Source organism: Sorangium sp. So ce367 (assembly GCF_051520455.1).
Classification (GTDB): domain Bacteria; phylum Myxococcota_A; class Polyangia; order Polyangiales; family Polyangiaceae; genus Sorangium; species Sorangium cellulosum_B.
In genome coordinates this window covers 7798049-7820410 of the sequence record NZ_CP150334.1, presented here as the reverse complement: position 1 = coordinate 7820410, position 22362 = coordinate 7798049, and the positions used below count along the sequence as shown (strand labels likewise).

The 22362-nt window shown below is 70.4% G+C and carries 18 protein-coding genes; 11 read left to right on the top strand and 7 right to left on the bottom strand.

Features of this window, described 5'->3' with window-relative positions; translation table 11 throughout:
* Positions 1–367: 367 nt before the first annotated feature.
* Together WME97_RS29555 and WME97_RS29550 are read left to right on the top strand one after the other, a co-directional pair.
* On the top strand, positions 368–1822 hold the full coding sequence (locus WME97_RS29555) for a hypothetical protein (RefSeq protein WP_437542309.1): 1455 nt from the start codon (positions 368–370) through the stop codon (positions 1820–1822).
* 176 nt (positions 1823–1998) lie between these two features.
* Positions 1999–4431, top strand: coding sequence for a substrate-binding domain-containing protein (locus tag WME97_RS29550; RefSeq protein WP_437542308.1), 2433 nt, complete (start codon positions 1999–2001; stop codon positions 4429–4431).
* A gap of 39 nt (positions 4432–4470) precedes the next feature.
* Here the strand turns inward: WME97_RS29550 and WME97_RS29545 are convergent, their stop codons facing one another.
* Positions 4471–4914 carry a DoxX family protein gene (locus WME97_RS29545; protein ID WP_437542307.1) on the bottom strand — a complete coding sequence of 148 codons (444 nt, stop codon included), beginning with the start codon at positions 4912–4914 and terminating at the stop codon, positions 4471–4473.
* A gap of 172 nt (positions 4915–5086) precedes the next feature.
* On the opposite strand from WME97_RS29545, the gene WME97_RS29540 reads away from it, so the two are divergent.
* The 7 genes from WME97_RS29540 to WME97_RS29510 all read left to right on the top strand — a co-directional run bounded on the left by WME97_RS29540 (position 5087) and on the right by WME97_RS29510 (position 14492).
* The gene (locus tag WME97_RS29540; protein WP_437542306.1) at positions 5087–6025 is read left to right on the top strand and encodes a LysR family transcriptional regulator; all 939 of its coding nucleotides are present in this window, start codon (positions 5087–5089) and stop codon (positions 6023–6025) included.
* 179 nt (positions 6026–6204) lie between these two features.
* Positions 6205–6615 carry a hypothetical protein gene (locus tag WME97_RS29535; protein WP_437542305.1) on the top strand — a complete coding sequence of 137 codons (411 nt, stop codon included), beginning with the start codon at positions 6205–6207 and terminating at the stop codon, positions 6613–6615.
* Between the two features lie 310 nt (positions 6616–6925).
* Complete coding sequence (locus tag WME97_RS29530) at positions 6926–8110, top strand: hypothetical protein (RefSeq protein ID WP_437542304.1); 1185 nt, start codon at positions 6926–6928, stop codon at positions 8108–8110.
* A gap of 83 nt (positions 8111–8193) precedes the next feature.
* Positions 8194–9891, top strand: coding sequence for a DUF1592 domain-containing protein (locus tag WME97_RS29525; protein ID WP_437542303.1), 1698 nt, complete (start codon positions 8194–8196; stop codon positions 9889–9891).
* Between the two features lie 170 nt (positions 9892–10061).
* Complete coding sequence (locus tag WME97_RS29520) at positions 10062–11756, top strand: DUF1592 domain-containing protein (protein ID WP_437542302.1); 1695 nt, start codon at positions 10062–10064, stop codon at positions 11754–11756.
* 147 nt (positions 11757–11903) lie between these two features.
* Positions 11904–13376, top strand: a complete 1473-nt coding sequence (locus WME97_RS29515; protein WP_437542301.1) for a protein adenylyltransferase SelO — start codon at positions 11904–11906, stop codon at positions 13374–13376.
* A gap of 186 nt (positions 13377–13562) precedes the next feature.
* Complete coding sequence (locus WME97_RS29510; protein WP_437542300.1) at positions 13563–14492, top strand: YkgJ family cysteine cluster protein; 930 nt, start codon at positions 13563–13565, stop codon at positions 14490–14492.
* Positions 14493–14502: 10 nt separating this feature from the next.
* Here the strand turns inward: WME97_RS29510 and WME97_RS29505 are convergent, their stop codons facing one another.
* The 4 genes from WME97_RS29505 to WME97_RS29490 form a co-directional block, all read right to left on the bottom strand.
* Positions 14503–16011 (bottom strand): DUF1552 domain-containing protein, encoded by a 1509-nt coding sequence (locus tag WME97_RS29505; RefSeq protein ID WP_437542299.1) that lies wholly within the window; start codon positions 16009–16011, stop codon positions 14503–14505.
* A gap of 4 nt (positions 16012–16015) precedes the next feature.
* Complete coding sequence (locus WME97_RS29500) at positions 16016–17710, bottom strand: DUF1592 domain-containing protein (protein ID WP_437542298.1); 1695 nt, start codon at positions 17708–17710, stop codon at positions 16016–16018.
* Between the two features lie 10 nt (positions 17711–17720).
* On the bottom strand, positions 17721–18089 hold the full coding sequence (locus WME97_RS29495) for a hypothetical protein (RefSeq protein ID WP_437542297.1): 369 nt from the start codon (positions 18087–18089) through the stop codon (positions 17721–17723).
* A gap of 218 nt (positions 18090–18307) precedes the next feature.
* Positions 18308–19549: a hypothetical protein gene (locus tag WME97_RS29490; protein WP_437542296.1), complete on the bottom strand. Its 1242-nt coding sequence runs from the start codon at positions 19547–19549 to the stop codon at positions 18308–18310.
* Positions 19550–19980: 431 nt separating this feature from the next.
* Between WME97_RS29490 and WME97_RS29485 the strand changes: the two genes are divergently transcribed.
* Complete coding sequence (locus WME97_RS29485; protein ID WP_437542295.1) at positions 19981–20808, top strand: helix-turn-helix domain-containing protein; 828 nt, start codon at positions 19981–19983, stop codon at positions 20806–20808.
* 209 nt (positions 20809–21017) lie between these two features.
* A complete protein-coding gene (locus WME97_RS29480; RefSeq protein ID WP_437542294.1) occupies positions 21018–21371 on the top strand; it encodes a DUF1428 domain-containing protein in 354 nt (117 codons plus the stop codon).
* A 53-nt stretch (positions 21372–21424) separates the two neighbouring features.
* On the opposite strand, the gene WME97_RS29475 is transcribed toward WME97_RS29480, so the two are convergent.
* Together WME97_RS29475 and WME97_RS29470 are read right to left on the bottom strand one after the other, a co-directional pair.
* Entirely contained in the window at positions 21425–21964 is a 540-nt protein-coding gene (locus tag WME97_RS29475; RefSeq protein ID WP_437542293.1) for a hypothetical protein, read from the bottom strand.
* Positions 21961–22332, bottom strand: coding sequence for a hypothetical protein (locus WME97_RS29470; protein WP_437542292.1), 372 nt, complete (start codon positions 22330–22332; stop codon positions 21961–21963). The genes WME97_RS29475 and WME97_RS29470 overlap by 4 nt, the downstream gene beginning before the upstream one ends.
* Between the last annotated feature and the right edge of the window lie 30 nt (positions 22333–22362).

Here is a 22362-nt window from a genome sequence, read left to right as displayed (position 1 = left end):
GAGGGGGCGGCCGGTGGTCTGGAGCGGGCGAGACTGCGGCCATCGCGGCGGATCGCGAGCGCTGTTTCGGCACCGCAAGCTCGTTGCCCACGGGCGCCTCGGGGGGCGCTGGAGGCCTTGCCGAGCCGCCGGGCCCCCTCACCGGGGACCTGCGGGAGGAGCCTGGGACTCCTCGCGCGGCGGTGGGTGAGGGGGTGTCCGCCCTCGATGGCTGTTCTGGTCCAGGGTGCTGGCGTGGTGTCCTGGCCGGCGAGATCTCCGCACAGCACGCTGAGCGCCACGGCGCCTTTCTCAACGCGCCGAGCGGAGATTCTGCCCCATGAGAGGCCGGCTCGCGCGGTAGCGTGACGAGATGTCGAGACGAACCATGCGAGTCATCTGGTCTTTGGTTCTTATCACCTTGCCCCCGGGCTGCGCTGGCGAGTCGGGCGGTGAGGTGTCGAGTAGCGGCGGAGGCGCATCGAGCGCGAGCGGGGGAGGGGCGTCGAGCGCGAGCGGCGGCGCATCGAGCGCGAGCGGCGGCGGAGCGTCGAGCGCGAGCGGCGGAGGTGCGGGCGGGGATCCGGGCCCAGGCGCGTGCGGCGTCACCCGCGACCGCATTCGCATCACCCAGGTCGACGTCGGGAGCCGCGTGATCAACAACGAGGATGAGGCCGCGCTGAAGCCGCTCGTCATCTCGCCGATACCGTCCGGCGGGTCGCGCCTGGCATGGATGAGCGACGACGGACAGGTCCACGTCCTCCAGCTCGACGCCGATGACAGGGCCGTGGGGCGCTCGTTCGGCTTGCCGGCGAACGACTTTGCCGACCTCCACGCCGACGACGACGGCGGCGTGCTGCTGCTCACCCGCGATGCCGAGGGCGGCGGGACGCTGAATTGCGGCACGCCCTCGAACCTGTGCGGTACGCCGCCGTCCCCTCCGATCGCCTGTCACGACATGTACATGGTCCGCTTCGACGGCGAGCGCGCGACCTGGGCGACGAAGCTCACGAGCTCGAGCGCCGCGCTGCCGCCCTACTCGACAGGCCCCACCGGGCCCGATGTGACCATGATCTGGTGGTACGCGCATCATGGCCGCATCGCCTTCGACGGCTCGCGCTATGCGGGCTATTTCGGCGCCGCGATCAGCGTCTCGCAAGGCGGGTGCATCAACATCCACCAGGGCGATCGCATGAAGGTCGTCGACGCGAACGGCGCGCTGCAGAGAGACGGCTTCGACTGGGGCTGCAGCCACAGCGGTTACGAGCGCATCCTCTGGGACGACAGCGCCCGGAAGTTCGTGACGGTGTGCAAGACCGACAACAACAACCGCATCGCGTTCGCGCCGAATTACAAGACGATCTATCCGGTCGATCTCGCCTACTCGAACCTTGGGAACCTCGTCACCGCGGCCGGCGGCGGCTACTGGCTCACGGCGAGCAATATCCGCTCGGGCCAGCCGGCGGGCGCGAACGGGCTCGCGGAGGTCCGGCTGCTCCACTTCACCGACGGCGCCGCGGACAAGGACCTCACGATCGCGAGCGACGCGGGCATGAACCACCGCGCTCCGCACCTGGCCGCCTACGGCCGCTCCCGCATGCTCGCGGCCTGGGAGACAACGACGAGGGCCGGCGAACTCGCCCGCAACGACGCGGCGCGCGCGCTGTACGTACAGACGCGCGATCGCGCCACCGGCGAGGCCGAGGGCGAGCCGCTCGAGGTCGACGTGCTCGGCAATCGTTACCAGGACTTCGTCGCGTTTCCCGACGGGAGCGTGGCCTTCGCCGCGCCCGGCAGCTCGAACACCACGATCCAGGTGCTGCGCATCCTGCCCTGCGAGTAGCGCGCGCCGCGCTGTCGACTCGTCCCCTCCCCGGCGACCTCGGCCGTTGACGGCGGGCCGCGAGCCGGCCCACACACCTGGGGAGATGGGCAAATCGACCTTGACAGAACTGTGGTTCATCGCGCCTTCTGGGCCCTCGCGTCGCGCGTCGTGACGGCGGATCGAGCGGGACCCGTATGCGCCATGGAGTGGATCTCTTCGCGACATTGCAGCAGATCGTGCGACGGGCCATGGCGGTCGCGCCGCGGGCGCCGCGCGGCAGCCTGCTCCTCTGCGAAGGGAACCGCCTCGTCTACAGGGCGCTCGAAGGGTTCGACGCGTTCGCTCGGCAGGGGGTGAACCTCCCGACCGACGCGGGCCTCGCCACCGAGAGCGGCCCGCGTGCCCCGCGCGCGGCGCCCGAGGCGGCGAGCGGGATGTGCGTTGTCAGTGCACATGCGTGGTACGAGGCGCACCTGCCTCTCGCGATCGCGGCAGAGGGCGCGGTGCCCGGCGGCGCGGGGGTGCTTGTCGCGCCCGTCGTCGTCCGGGGAGCGCCGGCGGGCTACCTCGCGCTGGAGCAGGCGACCCTCGAGGCTCCGCAGGGCGAGCGCCGCGCGATGCTCGAGGTGCTCCTGGACGCCGCCGGGGCCGCGCTGGAGCGGCACAGGCTCTATGACGAGAAGGCGAGGTTGGCGCAGGAGATTCGCCTGCTCGAGCAGGTGCTGAACGCGGTGGGCACCACGGTGGAGCCGGACCACCTGCTGGACACGCTCGCTCACGGCATCAAGAGCGTGCAGATCGACCAGCAATGGGCCTCGGTGGAGCTGTGGCTCGTCGAGGACGTCGGCGGCGGAGAGGGCGCCGCCGCCGCTTCGGGCGAGCTGGACGCCCGCGTGTTCCGGGCCGGGCGGTCGGCCCCCATGACGTACTTTCACACCCTGCGCGACGGCGCGGCCGACGCCGCGCGGGGCCTCGGCATCTCCGTGGATTTCCGCCTCGGGCCCCCCGCTGGCCCGGGGGGCCAGCGCGAGATCCTCGAGGACGGCATCCGGCGCGGTGTGGACGGCATCATCATCGCACCGGGCGCCCCCGAGGAGGCGGAGGAGGGGTTCCGGCGCGCGGCGGAGGCGGGGATCCCGGTGATCGTCGTCGACACGCCGCCGGTGCCGGGCAGCCGGGCCCCGCTTTATATCGGCACGGACAACGTGGCGGCGGGCAGGCTGGCGGGCGAGATGATGCGGCGGCTGCTGCCGAGCGGCGGGGTCGTGGCGTCGCAGCGGCCCACGAAGGACGCGATCAACACGCGCGAGCGCATCGCGGGGTTTTGCGCGGCGATGGAAGGGGCCGAGTTCACCGTGCTGCCCCCGCACGAGGACAGCGACCACGACCTGGAGCTCGGGACGGAGCTCGCGCGGGCGGCCCTCCAGCGGCGGCCGGACATCGCCGGCGCCTTCGGGGTGGCGGCCGGCGGCGGGCCGGCATGGGGCCGCGCCGCGAGGGAGATCGGCAGGGGAGGAGAGCTCAAGATCGTCGCGTTCGATCTGTTCTCCGCGACGGTCGCGCTGCTCCGCCGGGGCGCGATCCACGCGACGATCGTGCAGCGCGAGTACGACATGGGGTATCGCGCCGCGGAGATCGTCCACCGGATGATCACCCAGGGCGTCGAGCCGACGCTCGCGGAGCTGCCGGCCTCGCGCATCATCCATACCGGCGTCGATTGCGTCACCCTCGAGCACACGCCGTGGTCCACGACGCTCAGCGATCACCTCGCGCTCGACGCGGCCCACCGCGTGGCGAGCCGGCGCGTCGAGGGCAACGCCGCAGTCCGGCCGATCGAGGTGCTGCTGATCGGCGTGGCGGCGCGCAGGGAGCCCGTCATCGAGGAGCGCGTGTCCTTCTCGCCGCGCTCGCTGGTCGGCCGGGTGCTCGACGCAGGCCGCCCGCTCGTGATCGATCCGGCCCGGCACGGTGGGCGCGAGGACGCCTCGCTCCTCCGCGGGCACGCCGGCGCGCGGACGCTCGTCGGGGTGCCGCTGCGGGCGCGGGGCAGCGTGGTCGGCGTCCTCGTCCTGAGCAGCGAGCGCGAGGACGCCTGCGGGAGCGACGACGTGCCGTTCCTCGAGCGCGTGGCCGGCACCGCGGCCGTGGCCATCGAGAACGCCCGGCTGTTCAGCCGGATCTCCGAGCGGACCATCGAGATGGAGCGGGCCAACGAGCTCCAGGAGTCGATGCTCCGGACGATCCATGAGCTGTCGAGCCCCGTTGTGCCGATCGCCGATGGAATCCTGGTCATGCCCGTTGTGGGCACGATGGATGCCCAGCGCTCGAGCCGCTTCATCTCGTCGCTGCTGAAGGAGATCCACGAGCACGACGCGCAGGTGGTGCTGATCGACGTGACGGGGATGGCGGTGGTCGACGCCACGGCGGCGAACCAGCTCGTCCGGGCGGCGCAGGCGGCGGCGCTGCTCGGCGCGGAGGCGGTGCTCGTCGGCGTGACCGCGGGGGCGGCGCAGATGATGGTCGCCCAGGGCCTGGACGTCGGCGCGATGGTCACGCACGTCGACCTGGCGCGCGGCTTCCGGTACGCCCTGGCGAAGACCGGCGGCCGCATCCTGTATCGGCGCTGACGGCGACGGCCGCCGATCGGGCCGGCGCGAACGTGCGGCTCAAGCCGCGCTCTCGACAGGCCGGAGCTTGCTCTGCTCCGCGCCGGCGCTCGCGTCGACGCGCGCGGCGAGCATCGGGCGGAACGCGGCGCGGTACGCGAAGGCGAGGTAGAGCTGGAGGGCGAGGACGAGCCCTGTGACCGGGTTCGCCGGCGCGAGGAACGTGTGGAAGGCGACGATGTTCACGACGACGGGCGCGAGGAGCGCGAGCGCGAGGGGCACGTAGCGGTTCGAGAGCAACAGCGCGCCTGCGACGACCTCGGTCCCCTTGATGAGCGGGAACATGTACCCCGTCGCCGCGAGCGCGCCCGCGAAGCTGGCCGCGGCCTCCGGGGCCGGGGGCTGCGGCAGGAACTGCAAGAAGCCGTTGAGCCCGAACACGAAGAACACGAGCCCTTGCAGGATGCGGGCGGCGGTGGGGGCGAAACGCTTGACGTTGTTCATGGTGAGCCTCGCTGAGGTGTGGCGGGCTCTCCCGATCGGAGCGCCCGTGCCTTTCCTAATGCGCCCTCGCGGCGCCCGGTGCTATCGTGCAACGGCTCAACTCAACGTTGCGCTGGCGCAACCTGGCGAGAGCCCCCCGACCGGCGCCGTTTACCCCTCGTGAGGTCCTACCATGCCCAGCCCCCGCGCGGCAGCGCGAGCGCGCCCTGCCCGGGCGCCCCAGCTCGATGAGATCGCCGCGTTCGCCAGGGTGGCGGAGCTGGGCTCGTTCACCGCCGCGGCGGAGCAGCTCGGGGTCCCGAAGTCGACGGTGAGCCGCGCGGTGACGCGGCTCGAGGACGGCCTCCAGGTGCGTCTCCTCCAGCGGTCGCCGCGTGCCGTGGCGCTGACCGAGGCGGGCCGTCGCTTCTTCGGCGACGTGGCGCCCCACATCGCCGGTCTCCGCGACGCGGCGCAGGCGCTGGACGCCTATCAAGGGCAGCCTCAGGGCACGATACGGCTGAGCGCTCCCCCGGATGGTGGGGAGTCTTTCCTTGGAGAGATGCTCGTCGAGTTCGGGGCGCGTTATCCGCTGCTGTCGCTCGAGGTCGACATGTCCACGCGCCGGGTGGACCTCTTGCGCGAGGGCTTCGACGTGGCGCTCCGGGCGACGCGCGAGCTCCCGGACTCCTCGCTTGTCGTGCGCAAGCTGCTCGACTCCTATGTGCAGCTCTTCGCTGCGCCGGCGTACCTCGCGCGCCGCGGCCTGCCCCGCGCGCTCGAGGAGCTCGCCGACCACGAGCGGGTGGTGTTCCTCCCCGATGCCCGGCGCGGACAGCAACCCATCGACGGCCCCCGCGCGGTGCGAGACGCGATGGCGACCGGGCGCATCGCGACCGACGACTTCCAGCTCATCCGCTCGGTGCTCCGGGCGGGGGGCGGTATCGGGCTGCTCCCGCGCGTCCTCGCCGCGCCCGAGCTGGCGAGCGGCCGCCTCGTCCACGTGCTGCCGGAGTGGTCGCAGCGCGTAGGGACGCTGTACCTCGTCTATCCGAGCGCGCGGCATGTGCCGCGGAACGTGGCGGTGTTCCGCGACTTCGTCCTTGCCTGGGTGAAGCGGCTCGCGTGTTAGGGCAGCACGCGCCTGGTCCGCCCGACCTCGGCCGCCTGGCTCAGGGCGCTCCGCTCGTCAGTCGGTAAGGCGGAGTACGGCCGCCAGGTGCCGCCGCGGATCCGCGCGGTGTGGGCGCTCGCGCCGCGCGCTGCCGCTCGGCTCGTCAATGGATCCACGCTACAATGGGCGCGGCGTTCATGAGGGAGGTCCTGCGCAACGCGCACTTCGTCGTTGGCATCGATCACGCGGCGAAGCTCGTGAGGATCACGCGGTCCGCGGAGCCATTCGATTCCATCGAGCAGATCGAGCAGAAGTGTCGAGAGGTCACCGCGGCGCTCGCCCCGGTGGATCGGACGGCGATGTCGCTGCTCTTCGACATCCGCGCGGCCCCGGGGCGAAACGATCCGAAGTTCGAAGAGGCGACGCTGCGGCTGCGGACGGCCTCGGTGCGCGGCTTCGAGCGCATTGCCGTCCTGGTGCAGACCCCCGCCGGGGCGCTGCAGGTCCGGCGCCATAACCGCGAGGACGGCGTCGACCGGTTGATCAGCGACGACGAAGGGGAGCTGCTCACCTACCTCGCCGAAGCGCTGCCGTCGCGCCGCCGCTGACCTCGGCCAGGGGGTGGCACACGGGCGGTGCCAGGGAAATCATCAATCATTCCGCCTATAGATGTCTCGTTTGCGCCACGGTGTTCGGCTCATGTTGGCCTGAATCGATTCGAGGTGTGCCAATGTGCGATGCGGCGCGCCAGCAGCTCGCCGGCGATGAGGGGGGCCGAGCGTCCTCACGGCTCTGGGCCACGCGGAGGCGCCGCAGGGCCCGGGATCGAGCCCGAGATGCGCACGGCGATGACCGCAATGCCGCCGCGGACGATGGCTCGGTGTACCCTCCCGCGCCGTGCGTGCGTTCGAGAGTGCCGTGCTCCACCCGCGCTGGCTCGCAGCTGTCGTCGTGCTCGCCGGCGCCCTGACCGGGGGTGACGCCTGGGCGGAGGTCCAGCGCCTGCGCATCGCGTACGAGGCGCACGACGGCTGTCCCGACGCCGCGGCGTTCCTGCGCGAGGTGACCGCGCGCACGGACCTCGCCCGCGCCGCCGCGGCGGACGAAGCGGCGCTCGACGTGCGCGTGCGCATCACCTCGAGCGCGGACAGGAGCCGCGGCCGGATCACGCTCGGCAAAGGCGAGGACGCGCGCGTCCGCGAGGTCGACGGCTCGACGTGCGGCGAGGTCGTCGCGGCCCTGGCGCTCATCACGGCCCTCCGGGTCGACCCCACCGCGTCTCTCGATCCGCAACCGCCGGCCGTCGGGCCGCGCTCGTCCGAGGCTCCGGAGGCTGGCGGGGCGCGGGATGCCGGGGGGGCGCCAGCGCCGGCGGTGGATCCCGTCGCGGCCCCGCCGCCCGCCGCGGATCCCGCCGCAGCGCCGGGCGCGGGGACCTCGCCGCAGCTGCCCGCGCCGCCGCCCGCCGCCTCGCCGGCCCCACCGGCGCCGGCCGCGCGCCCCGCGACCGCGCCGATCCGCCCGCCGTCGCCGATCGCGGGGGCCTCGCCCCCTCCGCGGCCGCGACGGCCCGTGGAGCGCCCGTGGACGCTCGGCGTCCAGGGGAGCGCGGCCTCCGGGGTCGCCCCCGAGGCGCTGCTCGGCGGGGGGCCCTTCGTCGAGCTGCGCGCCGATCTGGGCCTCGGCGCGGCGTTCCGCGTCGCCGCCGAGGTGGCCGCCACCGGCGCGGTCGACGCCGGGCCGGGCGGCGCTCGCTTCGTGCGCGGGATCGGCCGGCTCGACGCCTGCGCGGACCTCTTCCGCCCGGCACGCCGGCTCTCGCTCGGGCCCTGCGTGGGCGCGGAGGGCGGCTTCCTCCACGGCACCGGGCTTGTCGGCAAGGCGATCTCCGACGTGGACGAGGGCACCGTCCCCTGGGCCAGCCTCGGGCTCCTCGCGCGCGTGACCGCCTCGCTCGGGGCCCTCGTGCGGATCGACGCGCAAGGTGGACCGGAATTTCCGCTGGTACGGCGATCGTTCATGTTCGAGCACCCCGCGCAGCTCATCCACGAGGTGCCCGCGGTCACGTGGACGCTCCGCGTCGGCGCCGGCCTCTCGCTCTGATCACCGGCCGCAGGGAGCTACGCGCGACGAAATTGTGATCCCGGGGGAGAGCCTCGGAGATTGCTACGGCGGGAGGCTTCGTCATGAGACCTTTGAAAGCCGTACCTTCACTCGGCTTCTTCTCGGTGCTCTCGCTCATCGTCGCTGGTTGCGAGATCACGATCGTGGGTGACGACACCGGCGGTAGCGGTGGAGACGGCGGCGGCGGCGTTGGCCACGGATCCACGGTCAGCGTCGGGGAGGGCCCAGGCAGCGGCGGGGGGGATCCCTGTTTCCCCGGCGTCCCGGCGACGTCCCAGATCCCGCGCCTGCTCAACCGGGAGTACGACGCGGCGGTGCGGGATCTGCTCGGCGTGACGGCGCTGGCGAGCGCCGGCAACGTCCGGCCGTCGACGCTGCTCGCCCCCGACTTCGAGGGGGACATGACAGGTGTCGCATGGAACGCCTACCTCGCGGTCGCCGAGCAGATCGCCGCCGAGGTGATCGCCGGGCCGAACAGGTCCAGGTTCGTCAGCTGCGATCCGGCGGCGTCCGGGTGCTTCGAAGAGACGATCATCGACTTCGGTCGCAAGGCCTTCCGCCGTCCTCTGCTCGAAGAAGAGGTGCAGAGCTTCCTGCGGCTCACCGCGGTGGAGCCCCAGGGCACGCCCGACGAGATCGCCGAGGCCATCCTCTTCACCTTCCTCGCCTCTCCCTCGTTCATCCTGCGCCCCGAGCTGGCGGAGGAGCCGGAGGGAAGCGCCCTCAAGCTCTCCAGCTACGAAGTGGCGGCGAGGCTCTCGTTCCTGCTCTGGGACTCCGTTCCAGATGACATCCTGAACGCCGCGGCCGACGCTGGCCAGCTCGCCACCCGGGAGCAGATCCTGGCGCAGGCGCAGCGGATGATCCGGATCCGCGAGAAGACGGCTCCGGTCGTGGTCGCCTTCCATCGTGATTATGCGGAGATTCGCCAGAGCTCCCACTGGGGAGCCCACGATCACGACACGACCGTGTACCCCGACTATTCTCCGGACGCTGTCGCTCCCATGATGGCAGAGATGGACGCCCTCTTCGAGGAGGTGGCGTTCGAAGGGGGGTCGTTCGAGGACCTCTTCCTCAGCAACGTCGCCTTCGTCAACGAGGACACCGCGGCGCTCTATGGGCTCGATCCAGCGAATTTCGGCGCGGAGCTGACGCGGGTGGAGCTCGACCCGGCCGAGCGGCCGGGGTTCTTGACCCGCGTCGGGTTCTTGAGCTCCCACTCGTCCTACGCCGCCACGAGCCCGATCCTCCGGGGCGCGTTCATCTCGAGGCTGATCGGGATCAATCTGCCGCCGCCGCCTGCCGAGGAGCCGTCGCTCGTTCCGGGCGAATACACCACGCAACGCCAGCGCGTCGAGGCGCTGACCTCCCCGGCGGTGTGCGCCGGGTGCCACGTCCCTTACATCAATCCGCCGGGCTTCGTGCTCGAGAGGTACAACGCCGTCGGCCAGGTGCAGACCACCGATCCGCTCGGCGGCCCCATCGATGGAACCGCCGACGTCCACTTCGACATGGATATCACCGAGACGATCGAGACACCGCTCGAGCTGATGAACGAGATCGCCGTTGCTCGGGCGGCCAAGCACCACTATGCCGAGCGGTGGGTCACCTTCGCCACCGGGCGGCAGCCGAACCCGAACGATATCTGCGACGTCGATGAGCTCGACGCCAAGCTATCTGCCGACGGCTACACCATCCTCGACCTGCTCGCCGATCTTACCCAGACAGATTCGTTCCGCCTGCGCGTCCGCGGAAACTGACGAGGGAATACGCCAGGAACCAGGAAGAAGAGCCTGACCCGGCGCTCCTTCGAAGCGCGCCCGAGCAGGCCCCACGCTGGCCGCATAGGCGCGGGCGCCGGGTCGACGTGCGCGACGAAATTGTGATCGCGGGGAAGCCCCCCGGGAATTGTACGCCGGGAGGCTTTGTCATGAGGCTCTGGCGCGCCGTATCCTCGCTCTGCTGCTTCACGGCGCTCTCGCTCGTCGCCTCTGGGTGCGGGATCACGATCCTGGGCAAGGGCACCGACCGCGACGATCAGAGCGGCGGCGGCAGCGGCACCGCGGCCGGCGTCGGGGGGGGATCCGGCGTAGGAGGGGGGGACTCCTGCTTGCCCAGCATCCCGGTGACGTCCCAGATCCCGCGCCTGCTCAACCGGCAATACGACGCGGTGGTGCGGGATCTGCTCGGCGTGACGGCGCTGGAGCGCGCCGGCAATCTCCCGCCATCTGCGCTCCTCGTCCCCGACTTCGAGGGCGACATGACAGATCCCGCATGGAGCGGCTATCTCGCGGCCGCCGAACACATCGCCGCCGAGGTGATGGGCGGGCCGAACAAGCCCAGGTTCCTCGCCTGCGATCCGGCGGCGTCCAGGTGCCTGGAAGAGACGATTGTCGCCTTTGGTCGCAAGGCTTTCCGCCGTCCTCTGCTCGAAGAAGAGGTGCAGAGCTTCCTGCGGCTCACCGCCGTGGAGCCCCGGGGCACGCCCGAAGAGATCGCCGAGGCCATCCTCCTCACCTTCCTCGCTTCGCCCTCGTTCATCATGCGCCCTGAGCTGGCGCAGGAGCCCGAAGGAAGCGCGATCAAGCTCTCCAGCCACGAGGTGGCGACGAGGCTCTCGGTCCTGCTGTGGGATTCCATTCCAGATGACATCCTGGACGCCGCGGCCGACGCTGGCCAGCTCGCCACCAGGGAGCAGATCCTGGCGCAGGCGCAGCGGATGATCCAGGACCGCGAAAAGACGGCGCCGGTCGTGACCCGGTTCCATCGTGCTTATGCGGACATTCGCCCGGGTTCTCGCTGGGGAGCGGCCGACCACGACACGACCCGCTTCCCCGACTACTCCCCGGACGTGGTGGCTCCGATGATGGCAGAGATGGACGCCCTCTTCGAGGAGGTGGCGTTCGAGGGCGGGTCGTTCAAGGACCTCTTCCTGAGCAACGTCGGTTACGTCAATCAGGACACCGCTCCGCTCTATGGGCTCGACGCGGCGGATTACGGCGCGGATCTGACGCGGGTGGAGCTCGATCCGAACGAGCGGCCGGGGTTCTTGACCCGCGTCGGGTTCTTGAGCTCCTACGCGCGTTACGACGCCACGAACCCGATCCTTCGGGGCGCGTTCGTCGCCAACAGGCTGCTCGGGATCGACCTGGCCCCCGTGCCCGCCGCGAGCGAGACGCCGCGGCCTCCGGGGCCGTTCTCCACGGAGCGTGAGGCCGTCGAGGCGCTGACCTCCCGCGCGGGGTGCGCCGGATGCCACGGCACGCACATCAACCCGCCGGGCTTCGTGCTCGAGAGGTACGACGCCGTCGGCAAGGTGCAGACCGTCGATCCGCTCGGCGGCGCCATCGACGGGACGGCTGACGTCACCTTTGGCGCCGACAACGTCAAGACGATCACGTCACCCATCGAGCTGATGAACGAGCTCGCCGCTGATCCGGCCGCCATGCGCCATTATGCCGAGCGGTGGGTCGCCTTTGCCACGGGACGGGAGCCAGACGGCAGCGACAGGTGTGACGTTGACGGGCTCAGCGTCAACCTGCTTGTCGACGGCTATACCCTCCTCGATCTGCTCGCCGATCTCACCCAGACCGACTCTTTCCGCCTGCGCGTCGCCGGGAATTGAGGGGGAATGCGACAGGACGAGGAGCCTGTTCGCTCGCCCTCGCGCGAACGGCTCGGCGTCGCTCGCTCCCGCGGCGCCGTGGCGCGGCCCGGCGGCGGGCTCTTCCGGCGGCTTGAGCGGCGGCACCTCCGCGCGTAAGGTTCGCCGATGAAGCTCCCGTTCGACAACACCTACGCCCGCCTTCCCGACCGCTTCCACGCGCGCGTCTCCCCCGCGCGGGTCCGCGCGCCGCGCGTCGTGAAGGTGAACCGCGCGCTCGCGGAGGTGCTCGGGCTCGACGCGGAGCAGCTCGCCTCGCCGGAGGGGGCGGAGGTGCTTGCGGGCAACACGCTGGCCGAGGGCGCGGAGCCGATCGCGCTCGCGTACGCGGGGCACCAGTTCGGCAGCTTCGTCAACCAGCTCGGGGACGGGCGGGCCATCCTGCTCGGCGAGGTCGTGGGCAGGGACGGCAAGCGGCGCGATCTCCAGCTCAAGGGCGCGGGGAGGACGCCGTTCTCGCGGGGCGGAGACGGGCGCGCGGCGCTCGGGCCGGTGCTGCGCGAGTACGTCGTGAGCGAGGCCATGGCGGCGCTCGGCGTGCCGACGACGCGCGCGCTCGCCGCGGTCACGACGGGCGAGCCGGTCTATCGCGAGGAGGTGCTCCCCGGCGCGGTGCTCACGCGCGTGGCCGCGAGCCACATCCGCGTGGGCACGTTCCAGTTCTTCGCCGTGCGGGACGACCGTGAGGCGCTGGCCACGCTCGCTTCGTATGCGCTCTCCCGGCATTACCCCGAGGCGATGGGCAGCGGCAACGACGCGCTGGCGCTGCTCGAGCGCGTCGTCGACGCGCAGGCGTCCCTTGTCGCGCGCTGGCTCGGCGTCGGCTTCGTGCATGGCGTGATGAACACCGACAACACGTCGATCTCCGGGGAGACCATCGATTACGGGCCGTGCGCGTTCCTCGACGAGTATGATCCCGCGAAGAAGTTCAGCTCGATCGATCGGGGCGGCCGGTATGCCTTCGGGAACCAGCCGCGCATCGCGCAGTGGAACATGGCGCGGCTCGCCGAGGCGCTCCTGCCGCTCCTGGCCGAGGGCGAGGAGGAGGCCGTCCGTCTGGCGACCGAGCGCGTTGAGCGCTTCTCCGCGCTCTTCGTCGAGGCCCACGCGCGCGTCCTGCGGGCCAAGCTGGGGCTCGCGCGCGAGGAGGAGGGCGATCTCGCGCTCGCCGCGGATCTGCTGGAGCGGCTCGCGTCGAACGGCGTCGATTACACGGTCTTTTTTCGCCGGCTGTGCGCTTCAGCGGCCGATCCAGCCGCCGACGCGCAGGTGGCCGCCCTGTTCGCGGAGCCCGGCGCCTTCCGCGACTGGGCCGAGTCGTGGCGCCGGCGGCTCGCCCGGGAGGAGATCACGCCCGAGGCGCGCGCGAGCGCGATGCGGCTCGTCAACCCGGCGTTCATCCCGCGCAATCACCGGATCGAGGCGCTCATCCAGGCGGCCGTTCTGCGTGACGACTTCGAGCCGTTCGAGACGCTGGTGCGGGTGCTCGAGCGACCGTACGACGATCAGCCTGAGAACGCTCAATTCGGCGAGCCCCCACAGCTGGACGAGCGCGTGCAATACACGTTCTGCGGGACCTGACGGCTACCGCGGGGCAGAAGTCTTGCCAGGGATCTGGCTCGCGCGCGGACAGGACAGAGAATTTAACGCAAAGGCGCAAAGACGCAAAGACGCAAAAAAGAAATAATAATTATCATGCATTTTTGCGCCTTTGCGCCTTTGCGTCTTTGCGCCTTTGCGTTAAATTTTCTTCACGAACCGGCCACCATGAGTCAGAGGAAAGGCAAGCCGCGCCCCGCGTCAGGAAAGAAGGCCCGTCGCGACGCCCGCAAGGACGCCGCCGGCCGCGTGCATCTCACCGTCCTTCGCGACCCCGCGAGCGGGCATGAGCGCGTCGCGCTCAGGACCCCGGTGTTCCGCGAGGCGTGGCAGAACGACATCGCAGCGGCCGCGGCCAACACGGCGTATTCCGCCCTGCGCGGGGAGCCGAGCGTGGATGGCGCGGTCGAGCTGGCGCGGGACGCGATGGCGGCCACGTCGCGGCTCGCTGCGGGGCTCCTGGCGCGCGCGCCCGATGGCGCGGTGGCGTGCAGGGCGGGCTGCGATCACTGCTGCCATCAATCGGTCGGGGTCACTCCGCCGGAGGCGCTCGCGATCGCCGACCACCTGAAGTCGACCCTGTCCGACGCGGAGCTCGCGCGCGTGGCTCAGCACGTGTCCGGGTGCCACGAGAGGACACGAAGCCTGCCGTCGACAGCGCGGTTCTCGCCGGACCACCCTTGCCCCTTCCTGCGGTCGGGGCGGTGCTCGATCTACGAGGTTCGACCGCTCTCCTGTCGAGGGATGAACTCGCTCGACGCGGGAGAGTGCGCGACCAGGCTGCGGGACCCCGAGGCGCGCGCCGCGTTCCTCGCGCGGGGCGTGGGGGGCCGCTCGTTCATGGAGCCCATTCGCGGCGTCCACGCCATCAGCGCCGGCCTGCAGCTCAGCCTCTCCGAGCTCTTCCGCCTCGACATGCGCCCCCTGGAGCTGACGGCGGCGATGCACCTGCTCCTGAACGGGCCGGACTCGCTCGCCGACGCGTGGATCCGCGGGGAGCGGCCGTTCGAGTCGGCGCGCAGCGCCGACAAATCGACGGATCCCGGTTTGGGCGAGCTCATCGCAGCGGTGGGTCTCGCGCCCGGCCGGGAGCCCTGAACGCCCCGCCTCAGGCCTTGAGCGAGGTGAGCTCGCCCGGCTTGGTGATGCCGGCCTGAGCGTCCCTGCTGTCGAGCTTTCCAAACTCCGTGACGGGCCCACCGCCTGCCGCCGTGCACCCGACGGCGTTCATCAGCGTCACGTAGAGCTTGTTGATGGGGACATTGCCTGTGTTCGAGCCCGTGCCGAAGCCGACGCTCGTGTCGCCGCCCGTGCAGTCCGCCTCGCTGTTGCCGGTGCCGAGCTTCCCGCCGTCCACGTTCACCACCTGGCCCTGCTTGAGGTAACCCCCCGCGCTGCCCGCGATCACGATCGGCAGGTTGTTCGTGTTGTGGGCGTTGCCGTCGGCCAGCTCCGGGAGCCACATCGTGGCGGTGTTGTCGAGCAGCGTGCGATCGCCCTCCGCGATGCTGTCGAGCAGGGTGACGAGCCGCACGTACTTGGCCGCGTACCAGGCGTCGATCTGCGCGATCATGTCGAGCACGCCGTTCTTGCACGTCCCGCCCACCGCGAACGAGCCGTTCCGGTGCGAGAGGCCGTGGTGGTCGGCGTCGTGGCTGATGTTGTCCCAGTCGAAGGTCACGTAACCCGGATAGACGAGGATCATCGACCGGTTCATGTCGCAGATCATGCTCAGCGCCATGAGGTTCATCATCATGTCCCCGCCGGCCGTGAACGACGTGCCCAGGCCCGCGCCGAACCCGCCGCCCGAGCTCGCGGCGTCGATCTTGGCGGCCGTGACGCCGACCGTGGCCGCGGTCGCCTCGTTGCACGCCGTGGGCGCGACGTTCTGCTCCGTGCTGCGGAGCAGATCGAGCCAGTCGCTGATCCGGCGCTGGTCGGACTTGCTCATAGTGAGCCGCTGGTAGCTCTGAAGGTCGTCCTTGACGAGATCGATGGCGCTCTGCCCGCGCTTGACGCGGTAGTCGGCCTCGGTCTCCTGCCCGCCCCCGAACAGCCCGGTGAGCTGCTGGTACACGGTCTTGGGGTTGACGACGGCCGGGAAGGCGGTGTTCGGCGCCGAGAAGGACAGCACCTCCTTGATGCTGCTGCTCGACGGGCCGACCGAGAGCACGAGCGGGCTCGCCTTGCCAGGGTTGATCTGCTTCGCGATCTCGTGGTCGAGCGAGTGGGACGTCGCGTACCTCGTCTTGTCGTCGCTGATGAGCGCGCAGGTGAGCTTGCCCCCCATCGCCTGATCGTGCGGGTCGATGGACTGGATCTCCGCGTAGGAGTTGAACATCTTCAGGCCGCGCGGGAACAGCAGCTTCGACACGAACGGCGTCAGCCCCGCCAGCGTGGTGCCCTTGATGTGCTCGGCCGTGAGGGCGCCGCTCTCGATGGTCGGGAACCAGCGGTTGGTGAGGCACCCGTTGTGCGTGTAGAAGATCACGAGGCGCCGGGGCGGCGACGACTGGGGCGCGGACTGCGCCTTGACCTCCCGCTCGTGGACCGAGCTCAGGAACGGAGCCGCGAGAGCGGCGCCAGCGACACCCTTCAGGAAGACTCTGCGCTTCATTCGCCTACTCCAGTTCTACGGCTCGGGTTCGGAACGACGGAGACTGCGTGAGGTCCGTGACGAGGTTGAGGACCGTGTACCCCCCGGCGGTGATCTTCGCGGACACGTCGCGCACCGTGCACGAGTCGAGCGGGTGGCCGTCGCGCTCGTAGGCGTACGAGACCCACTTCTGCGCGTACTGGCGCTGCGCGTTCGGGGAGACGGCGAGCTTCGCCATCAGATCGGCCGGGCTCGTGACCCTCACGGGCTGCCCGTCGATGCGCACGTCCGCCACCGTGTCGATGAGCGCGCCGGTCAACGCTTCCTGCGTCTGCCACGACCCCATGGCGTCGTACGCCTCCATCACGAAGCCCGGCGGGTTAATGGTGTTGTGGTGGCACGCGGCGCAGGTCGCGCCCGCCGTCTGCGCGTCCACGCGCTTGCGGTTCGTGTCGAGATCGTCCCCTTCTGGCAGCGGCGTCTCGAGCGCGCCGGGAGGTGGGGTGCCCGGGTCGATGCCGAGAACGTCCTTGGTGATGAACACGCCCCGGAGGATCGGCGAGGTGCGGTTGTACGACGAGTACGCGTTGAGGAAGCCCACCCGCGTCAGGAACCCCGGCCGCTGCGTCGGGTCGAGGGACACCTCCTCGAGATCCGCCCCGAACCGGGCGGGATCGAGCCCGTAGAGCGGCGCGGTCGCCGCGTTCACGAAGGCGACCGGGCTGAGGAGGAACTCCTGGAACGTCCCGCCGCGCGTGAAGACCAGATGATCGAAGAAGCGCTCGGTCTCTTCCGCCATGATCGGAATGAGCGCGCGATCGAACATGGGGAACATGGTCGTGTCCCGCTGCGCCGAGTCCCAGCGCGTGTTCGGCCCGAGCTCCAGGTAGTATCGATGGAAGGCGGCCACCATCTGCCGGGCCCTCGGGTCCTCGAGCATCCGCCGGGCCTGCGCCAGGACCTGCTCCGCGGTGGACAGCTGGCCCTGATCGGCGGCCTGGTTCAGCGCCTCGTCGGGGATCGTCCCCCAGAGCATGTAAGAGAGGCGCGACGCGACCTCATGGTTCGAGAGGGTGAACCCCGCGGCGCCGCCGGGCGTCTCCGTGATCTCCGCGCGCTGGATGAACGTGGGGGAGATCAGGAACATGAACAGCAGCGCCTCCGCGACCTCCTCCGGGGCCCCGCTCTGGGTGATCTCCGGCCCTTTGGTCACGATCGCGTCGAACCTCGCCACCTCCGCGTCCGTCAGCGGCCGTCGGAAGGCGCGCCGCCCGAACTCGAGGATCGTGTCGTGCAAACACGCGGCGCCGTCACCGCTGGGCGTGCACTTCAGAAAGTTCTTCTTGAGCGCGGGGTCCGCCATCACCTGCGCGGCGATCATCTCGGCCACGGCCCTGTAGGCGCTCCAGCCCAGATCCGTCAGGCTCCCTGCCTGGTCCGTCGCCAGCAGCGTCGAGGGCGCCACGTTGCCGGAGGCCGTCAGCGCCGTGACGCCCAGCAGATCGCGGACCGTCCTGTCGTACTGCGCGTTCGTCAGGCGCCGGATCTGCGATGTCGGCGCGATTCCTGGCTTGCACTCGCCGCTCGCACCAGTGCCGTCCGTGCCCCCGGTGGGGTTTTGCCCGCCCGACTCCGGGTCGACCTCGGCGTCTCCCACGGAGCCCACACAGCCAGCCGCGAACGCGGTGGCGACGAGGATGCCGCTCCTCCACGTATGCATCGCACTCACCTCAGGTGTTATGTTCCAGCTCAAAGAACCCAGACGGAAGCAGCAAGGGCGTCTTTTGCGACCGACACGCGACGTCCGGTGGCTGCCCTGCTCCCCGCGCACCACATCCTCCCATGTCGAGAGGATGTGGTGCAATGATGTGTCGGTGAGGGCTCTTTTTTTTCTGTGATTGATGATCTAATTTTTCATCAAAGGCATGCGGGAACATTTTGATGTTCACCCATATGGGCTTTTCGTCAAAGGCATGAGGGAACATTTGGGTGTTCACCCATGTGCCCTTTTCGTCAAAGGCATGAGGGAACCAATGGATGTTCACCCATGCGCGCCGCGCGGCCTCTCGCGCGAGCTCCGCGAGCAGGCTGCCGCCCACCGGCCGTGGCCGCGGTTCGCAGCGGCCAGAACGGAAGGCCGGCGACGAGTCGCCATGTCCAGCTTGATGATGGCGCGGCTGTCGCGCTGTACGTCCGCGCCGCCGCGCTCGATGACGCGGCGTGGGACACATGTTGCTCTATTGCCGCGCTGCTCCTGAACGAAGCCGCCCTGCGTCATTCACCCCGTGCGGGCCCGCACGGCGGAGGGGCTCTCCGCTCAGAGGAGCTTGAGATAGGCGACCATGTCCGCCTCTTCCTGGGCGGTCAGGGTCGCGCGTCCCCCGAGGATCGGGGCGGCCAGGATCGGGGCGGCCTCGAAGGCCAGCTTGTAGTGGTGGATGACGTCCTCCAGCGTAGGGGCCGAGTTGTCGTGGAAATAGGGCGCCGTCTCGTTGATGCCCCAGAGGGAGGTCGTCTTGCCGTCCCCCAGGACGTCCAGGGTGCCGAAGAAGAGAGCGGCGCCCGGATCGGCGGCCAGCATCGAGAGGACGCCGTTCTCGATCCTCGGCTGGTAGACGGCGATGAGCGGGAGCAGGTCCGGATTGGAGCAGAGGAGGCCGCTCCCGTCCGACGGGCAGGCCATGGCATAGCGACGCATCGGGTTCGGCGTCGGCCGCACCTCCGAGGTGCCGAGGACCTCGCCCGAGAAGCCGGTCAGCACGCCGGTGATCCTGGTCAGCGCCCCGAAGGGGAACTGCTCGCTGCTCGTGTTCAGCATGGGCCCGCTGTGGCACTGGCCGCAGACGCCGTTCGGGAGAAAGTGCTTGCGCCCGCGCTTCTCGGACCGCGTGTGGCCGCGAGGCAGCTCGGGCTCGGGCCCGCCGTGCGCGTAACGGCGCAGCTCTCGCGAGCTGAACAGCGTCCGCTCGTAGTCGGCGATCTTCTCGAGCTGCCGCCGCGTGGGCGTGACCGTCGGCTCGAAATGCGAGAGGATCGCGTTCGCGGCCTGCGTCTCGAGGTCGGGCTCCCGGGCATCGAACGTGATGAGCGGATCGAGCGCTGGCGAGTTCTTGACGGAGGGGACGCCTCGGAAGACGGTCACGCTCGTGGCCGCGGGGTCGTCGTAGATCCAGACGTTCGGGGGCAGCGGGAACTCGAAGCGGATCGTGGCCTCGTTGAGGAGCCGCGTGTAGCTGTCGCCGACGCCGTCGTCGCTGTCGATCGGGCGGAAGAGGGGATCGTCCGGATTGGCCGCGTACCGCGCCTGCACGTCCGCCGGGGAGATCGTGCCTGTCTCCTCGCTGTGGCAGGTCACGCAGCGGCGCCCGTTGCCGCCGAAGGTCGCTCTCTCGAAGAGCTGCTCGCCGCTCTGGACCCGGTGCGCCTGGGCGGCGACCGCGACGAGCTCGTCGGAGCCCCACTCCTCCTCCCCCGCGCAACCCGCGGCCCCCAGCAGCGGGATAAGGAGGAAGAGACAGGCCATGAACACGCCTTGATGGGAATTGAACATGTGATTCATAAACCCTCCCTGATAATGAGCTTTACAGGGGAGCGTCGCCCGGAGCGAACACGGTGTCGTGATCGCGCCAGGCGAGGGACGCGCGCTCGAACGGAGCGCGCAGCCATCATGTTGGATCTAGAACACGGTGATTCGGGCGTCCGCGCGAGGTTGCGGCGCGCCGCGAAGAGGACCCCCGGGTGACCTCGCAGTTTCAGAAAAAACGAATCGGTCCCCAGCTGTCAAGGGAGCTCAGCCGTGCGTGACCCATTCGCGATGATGTATGTGCCCGTGGGGTTCACGTCGCCGGTGCGCGCCGGGGGCCGCCGCTGTGTGACGCCGCGTCGCCTGCCGGACCGAGGGAGCCTCGAGAGCCTGGGCAGGCCGGTCCAGGAGCCTGCCCCATCAACGCGTGTTACCTTGCGACGGTGGCCATGGAGTCGCAGCTCACAATGGACGCCCTCGAGACCGGCGTGATCCAGGTACATGCCTGCCGCGCGCCGGAGATCTGCTCGATACAGCGCGCCGCCGTGCACACCTATTCGGTCCTCGCCTTTCACCTCGGCGGCCGGATGCGGGTGGAGCACCGGGGCGAGCTGGAGCTCACGGCTGGCCAGGTCCACCTCATCCCGGCCGGCGATGCCCACCGGTGGCTCACGGCGAGCAAGGTGGATCTGCGCGGCGTGGCCTTCTGTCGCTCGTGCCTCCCTCAGGATCGTTTTCAGGAGCTGCTCGCCCCGCTCGATCGCGTCCGGCGCGGGGCTTTCCCGGTCGTCGAGCTGCCGACCAGCAGGCAGCCCCACGTGCTCGGCCTGCTCGAGGAGCTCGAGCGCGAGCTGTCGCGGTCCTCGGGCATGCTGCCCGTCGTGGCCGAGAGCCTCCTCGGGCTCCTGCTCGCCGAGATCGTGCGCGCCGCCCCGCGCGAGGCAGCTCCCCCCGAGGCCCCCTCGATCGTCGCCGAGGCGCTCGCCGTGATCGAGGCGCGCTGTCTGGGACCGCTGACCCTCGGTGAGGTCGCCCGCGCTGTGCACCGGTCTCCCGCCCATGTCACGACCGCGGTGAAGCGGTCGACGGGCCGCTCCGTGGTGGCGTGGATCCTCGAAGGCCGCCTCGCCGAGGCGCGGCGTCGCCTGCGCGACACGGATGAGCTCGTCGAGATCATCGCCGAGCGGGTCGGTTATGCCGACGCCAGCCAGTTCAGCCGCCTCTTCCGCCGCCGCCACGGCGTGGCCCCGGCCGCGTGGCGCGCCCGCGAGCGCGCGCTGCCTCGCCCTGGGTGAGCGTCCGGCAGGCCTGCTGCGCCGAGCTCGCTTTCCGGCCCGCTCGAGCGCCGTGAGCCATCGCGCGTGACCGCCAGGCGGCCTTGCAGCGAAGTTGCCTTCGTCGATCGCGTGGGGCATCACCTCGACCCCCGAGCTGGTCGGCACGCCGCCGCGCGGGTCGCGGCGGCGGTTCGTTTGGAGCGGGGCCGAACGAGAGGAGAACAACGATGAGCTACGTCGACGGTTTCGTTGTGCCCGTGCCCGCGGGCAAGAAGCAGGCTTATCGCGATCTGGCCGAGAAGGCCGCAGCGGTGTTCAAGAAGCACGGGGCGATCCGCGTCGTCGAGTGCTGGGGCGATGACGTGCCCGACGGCAAGATCACCGACTTCAAGGGCGCGGTGAAGGCGGAGGAAGGCGAGGTCGTCGTCTTCTCGTGGATCGTCTGGCCCTCGAAGGAGGTGCGGGACGAGGGCAACAAGAAGGTGATGGAGGACCCGCTCATGCAGATGAACAAGGAGGACACGCCCTTCGACGCAAAGCGCATGATCTACGGCGGGTTCGACGTCATCGTCGACGTCTGATCGGCTGGCTGCGGTCCGCGAGCCCGCCCCCGGTCAGGCGGGCCCCGGGCCGGTCACGGCGGGGCGGCGTCGGTAAGGTAGGTATCGATGACCGCATCCCAGAGGTCAACGTGGTGGACGAGGCTCACGGCAAAGTGCTCCTCGTCCAGCTCCACGAGGATGGGGTCGGACTCGTCCCAGCTCGCACCGGCGAGGACGGCGGCCACGCAGCCGGCGGCGAGCTCCTTGCGGCCTCCCTCCTTGAGCGCAGAGACCCTGGCGCGAGCCCAGCCGGTACGAGCATCGAGCAGCAGAGCGACAGTCGCGGACGGGAATGCGCGCTCGAGGTGGGGGAGCGCTCCAGGGGCGGCTGACGGATCACCTCCAGGGGTGGCGATCAGGACGAAGATCTCCGAGGTACGGGGGTCGCCCTGGAGCGCGGCGCTGTAGCGAAAGTACTGAGGGCTGTGCTCGACGCCAGGGACCGGCAGCATGACGAAGCGGCTCGGCGTGACCTCACCCGCCCCAGGATGGCCGGGCGGAACGAGGAACCCGTCCTCGATCGGCTTCACCTCAGCCGACACGGCGTGCTGGCGCGCCGCGCGCGCCGTCATCCGGGGCCCCGCAGCGCCTCGACAAGCGCCTCTACCAGCGCGCGCACCGGGAGCGAGGACGACCGCTCGCCGAGCAGCTCGAGCACGTCCTCGTCGTCCTCGCCGCACGACAGCTGTATGGCCGCGACAACGGCCCCGTCGCGCTCGACCGCCAGGTCGAAGATCCCCTCCTCGTCGCTCACCGGCGCGCCGAGCAGCGCCGACAGTCGGCGGCCCAGGAGCTCGGCCAGCGGCTCGTCACCCCCGAGGTTCGCCTCGTCGGGCTCGATGGTGGCCTGGACCGCGCGCGTCGGCGCCCCGCTCACCTCGGCGCCCTCGCGATCGAGCCGGAAACGAAAGCCACGTGCCTCGAAGAACCCGGTCGTCATGCGCACGATCAACGCATGCCGCGGGCGCGC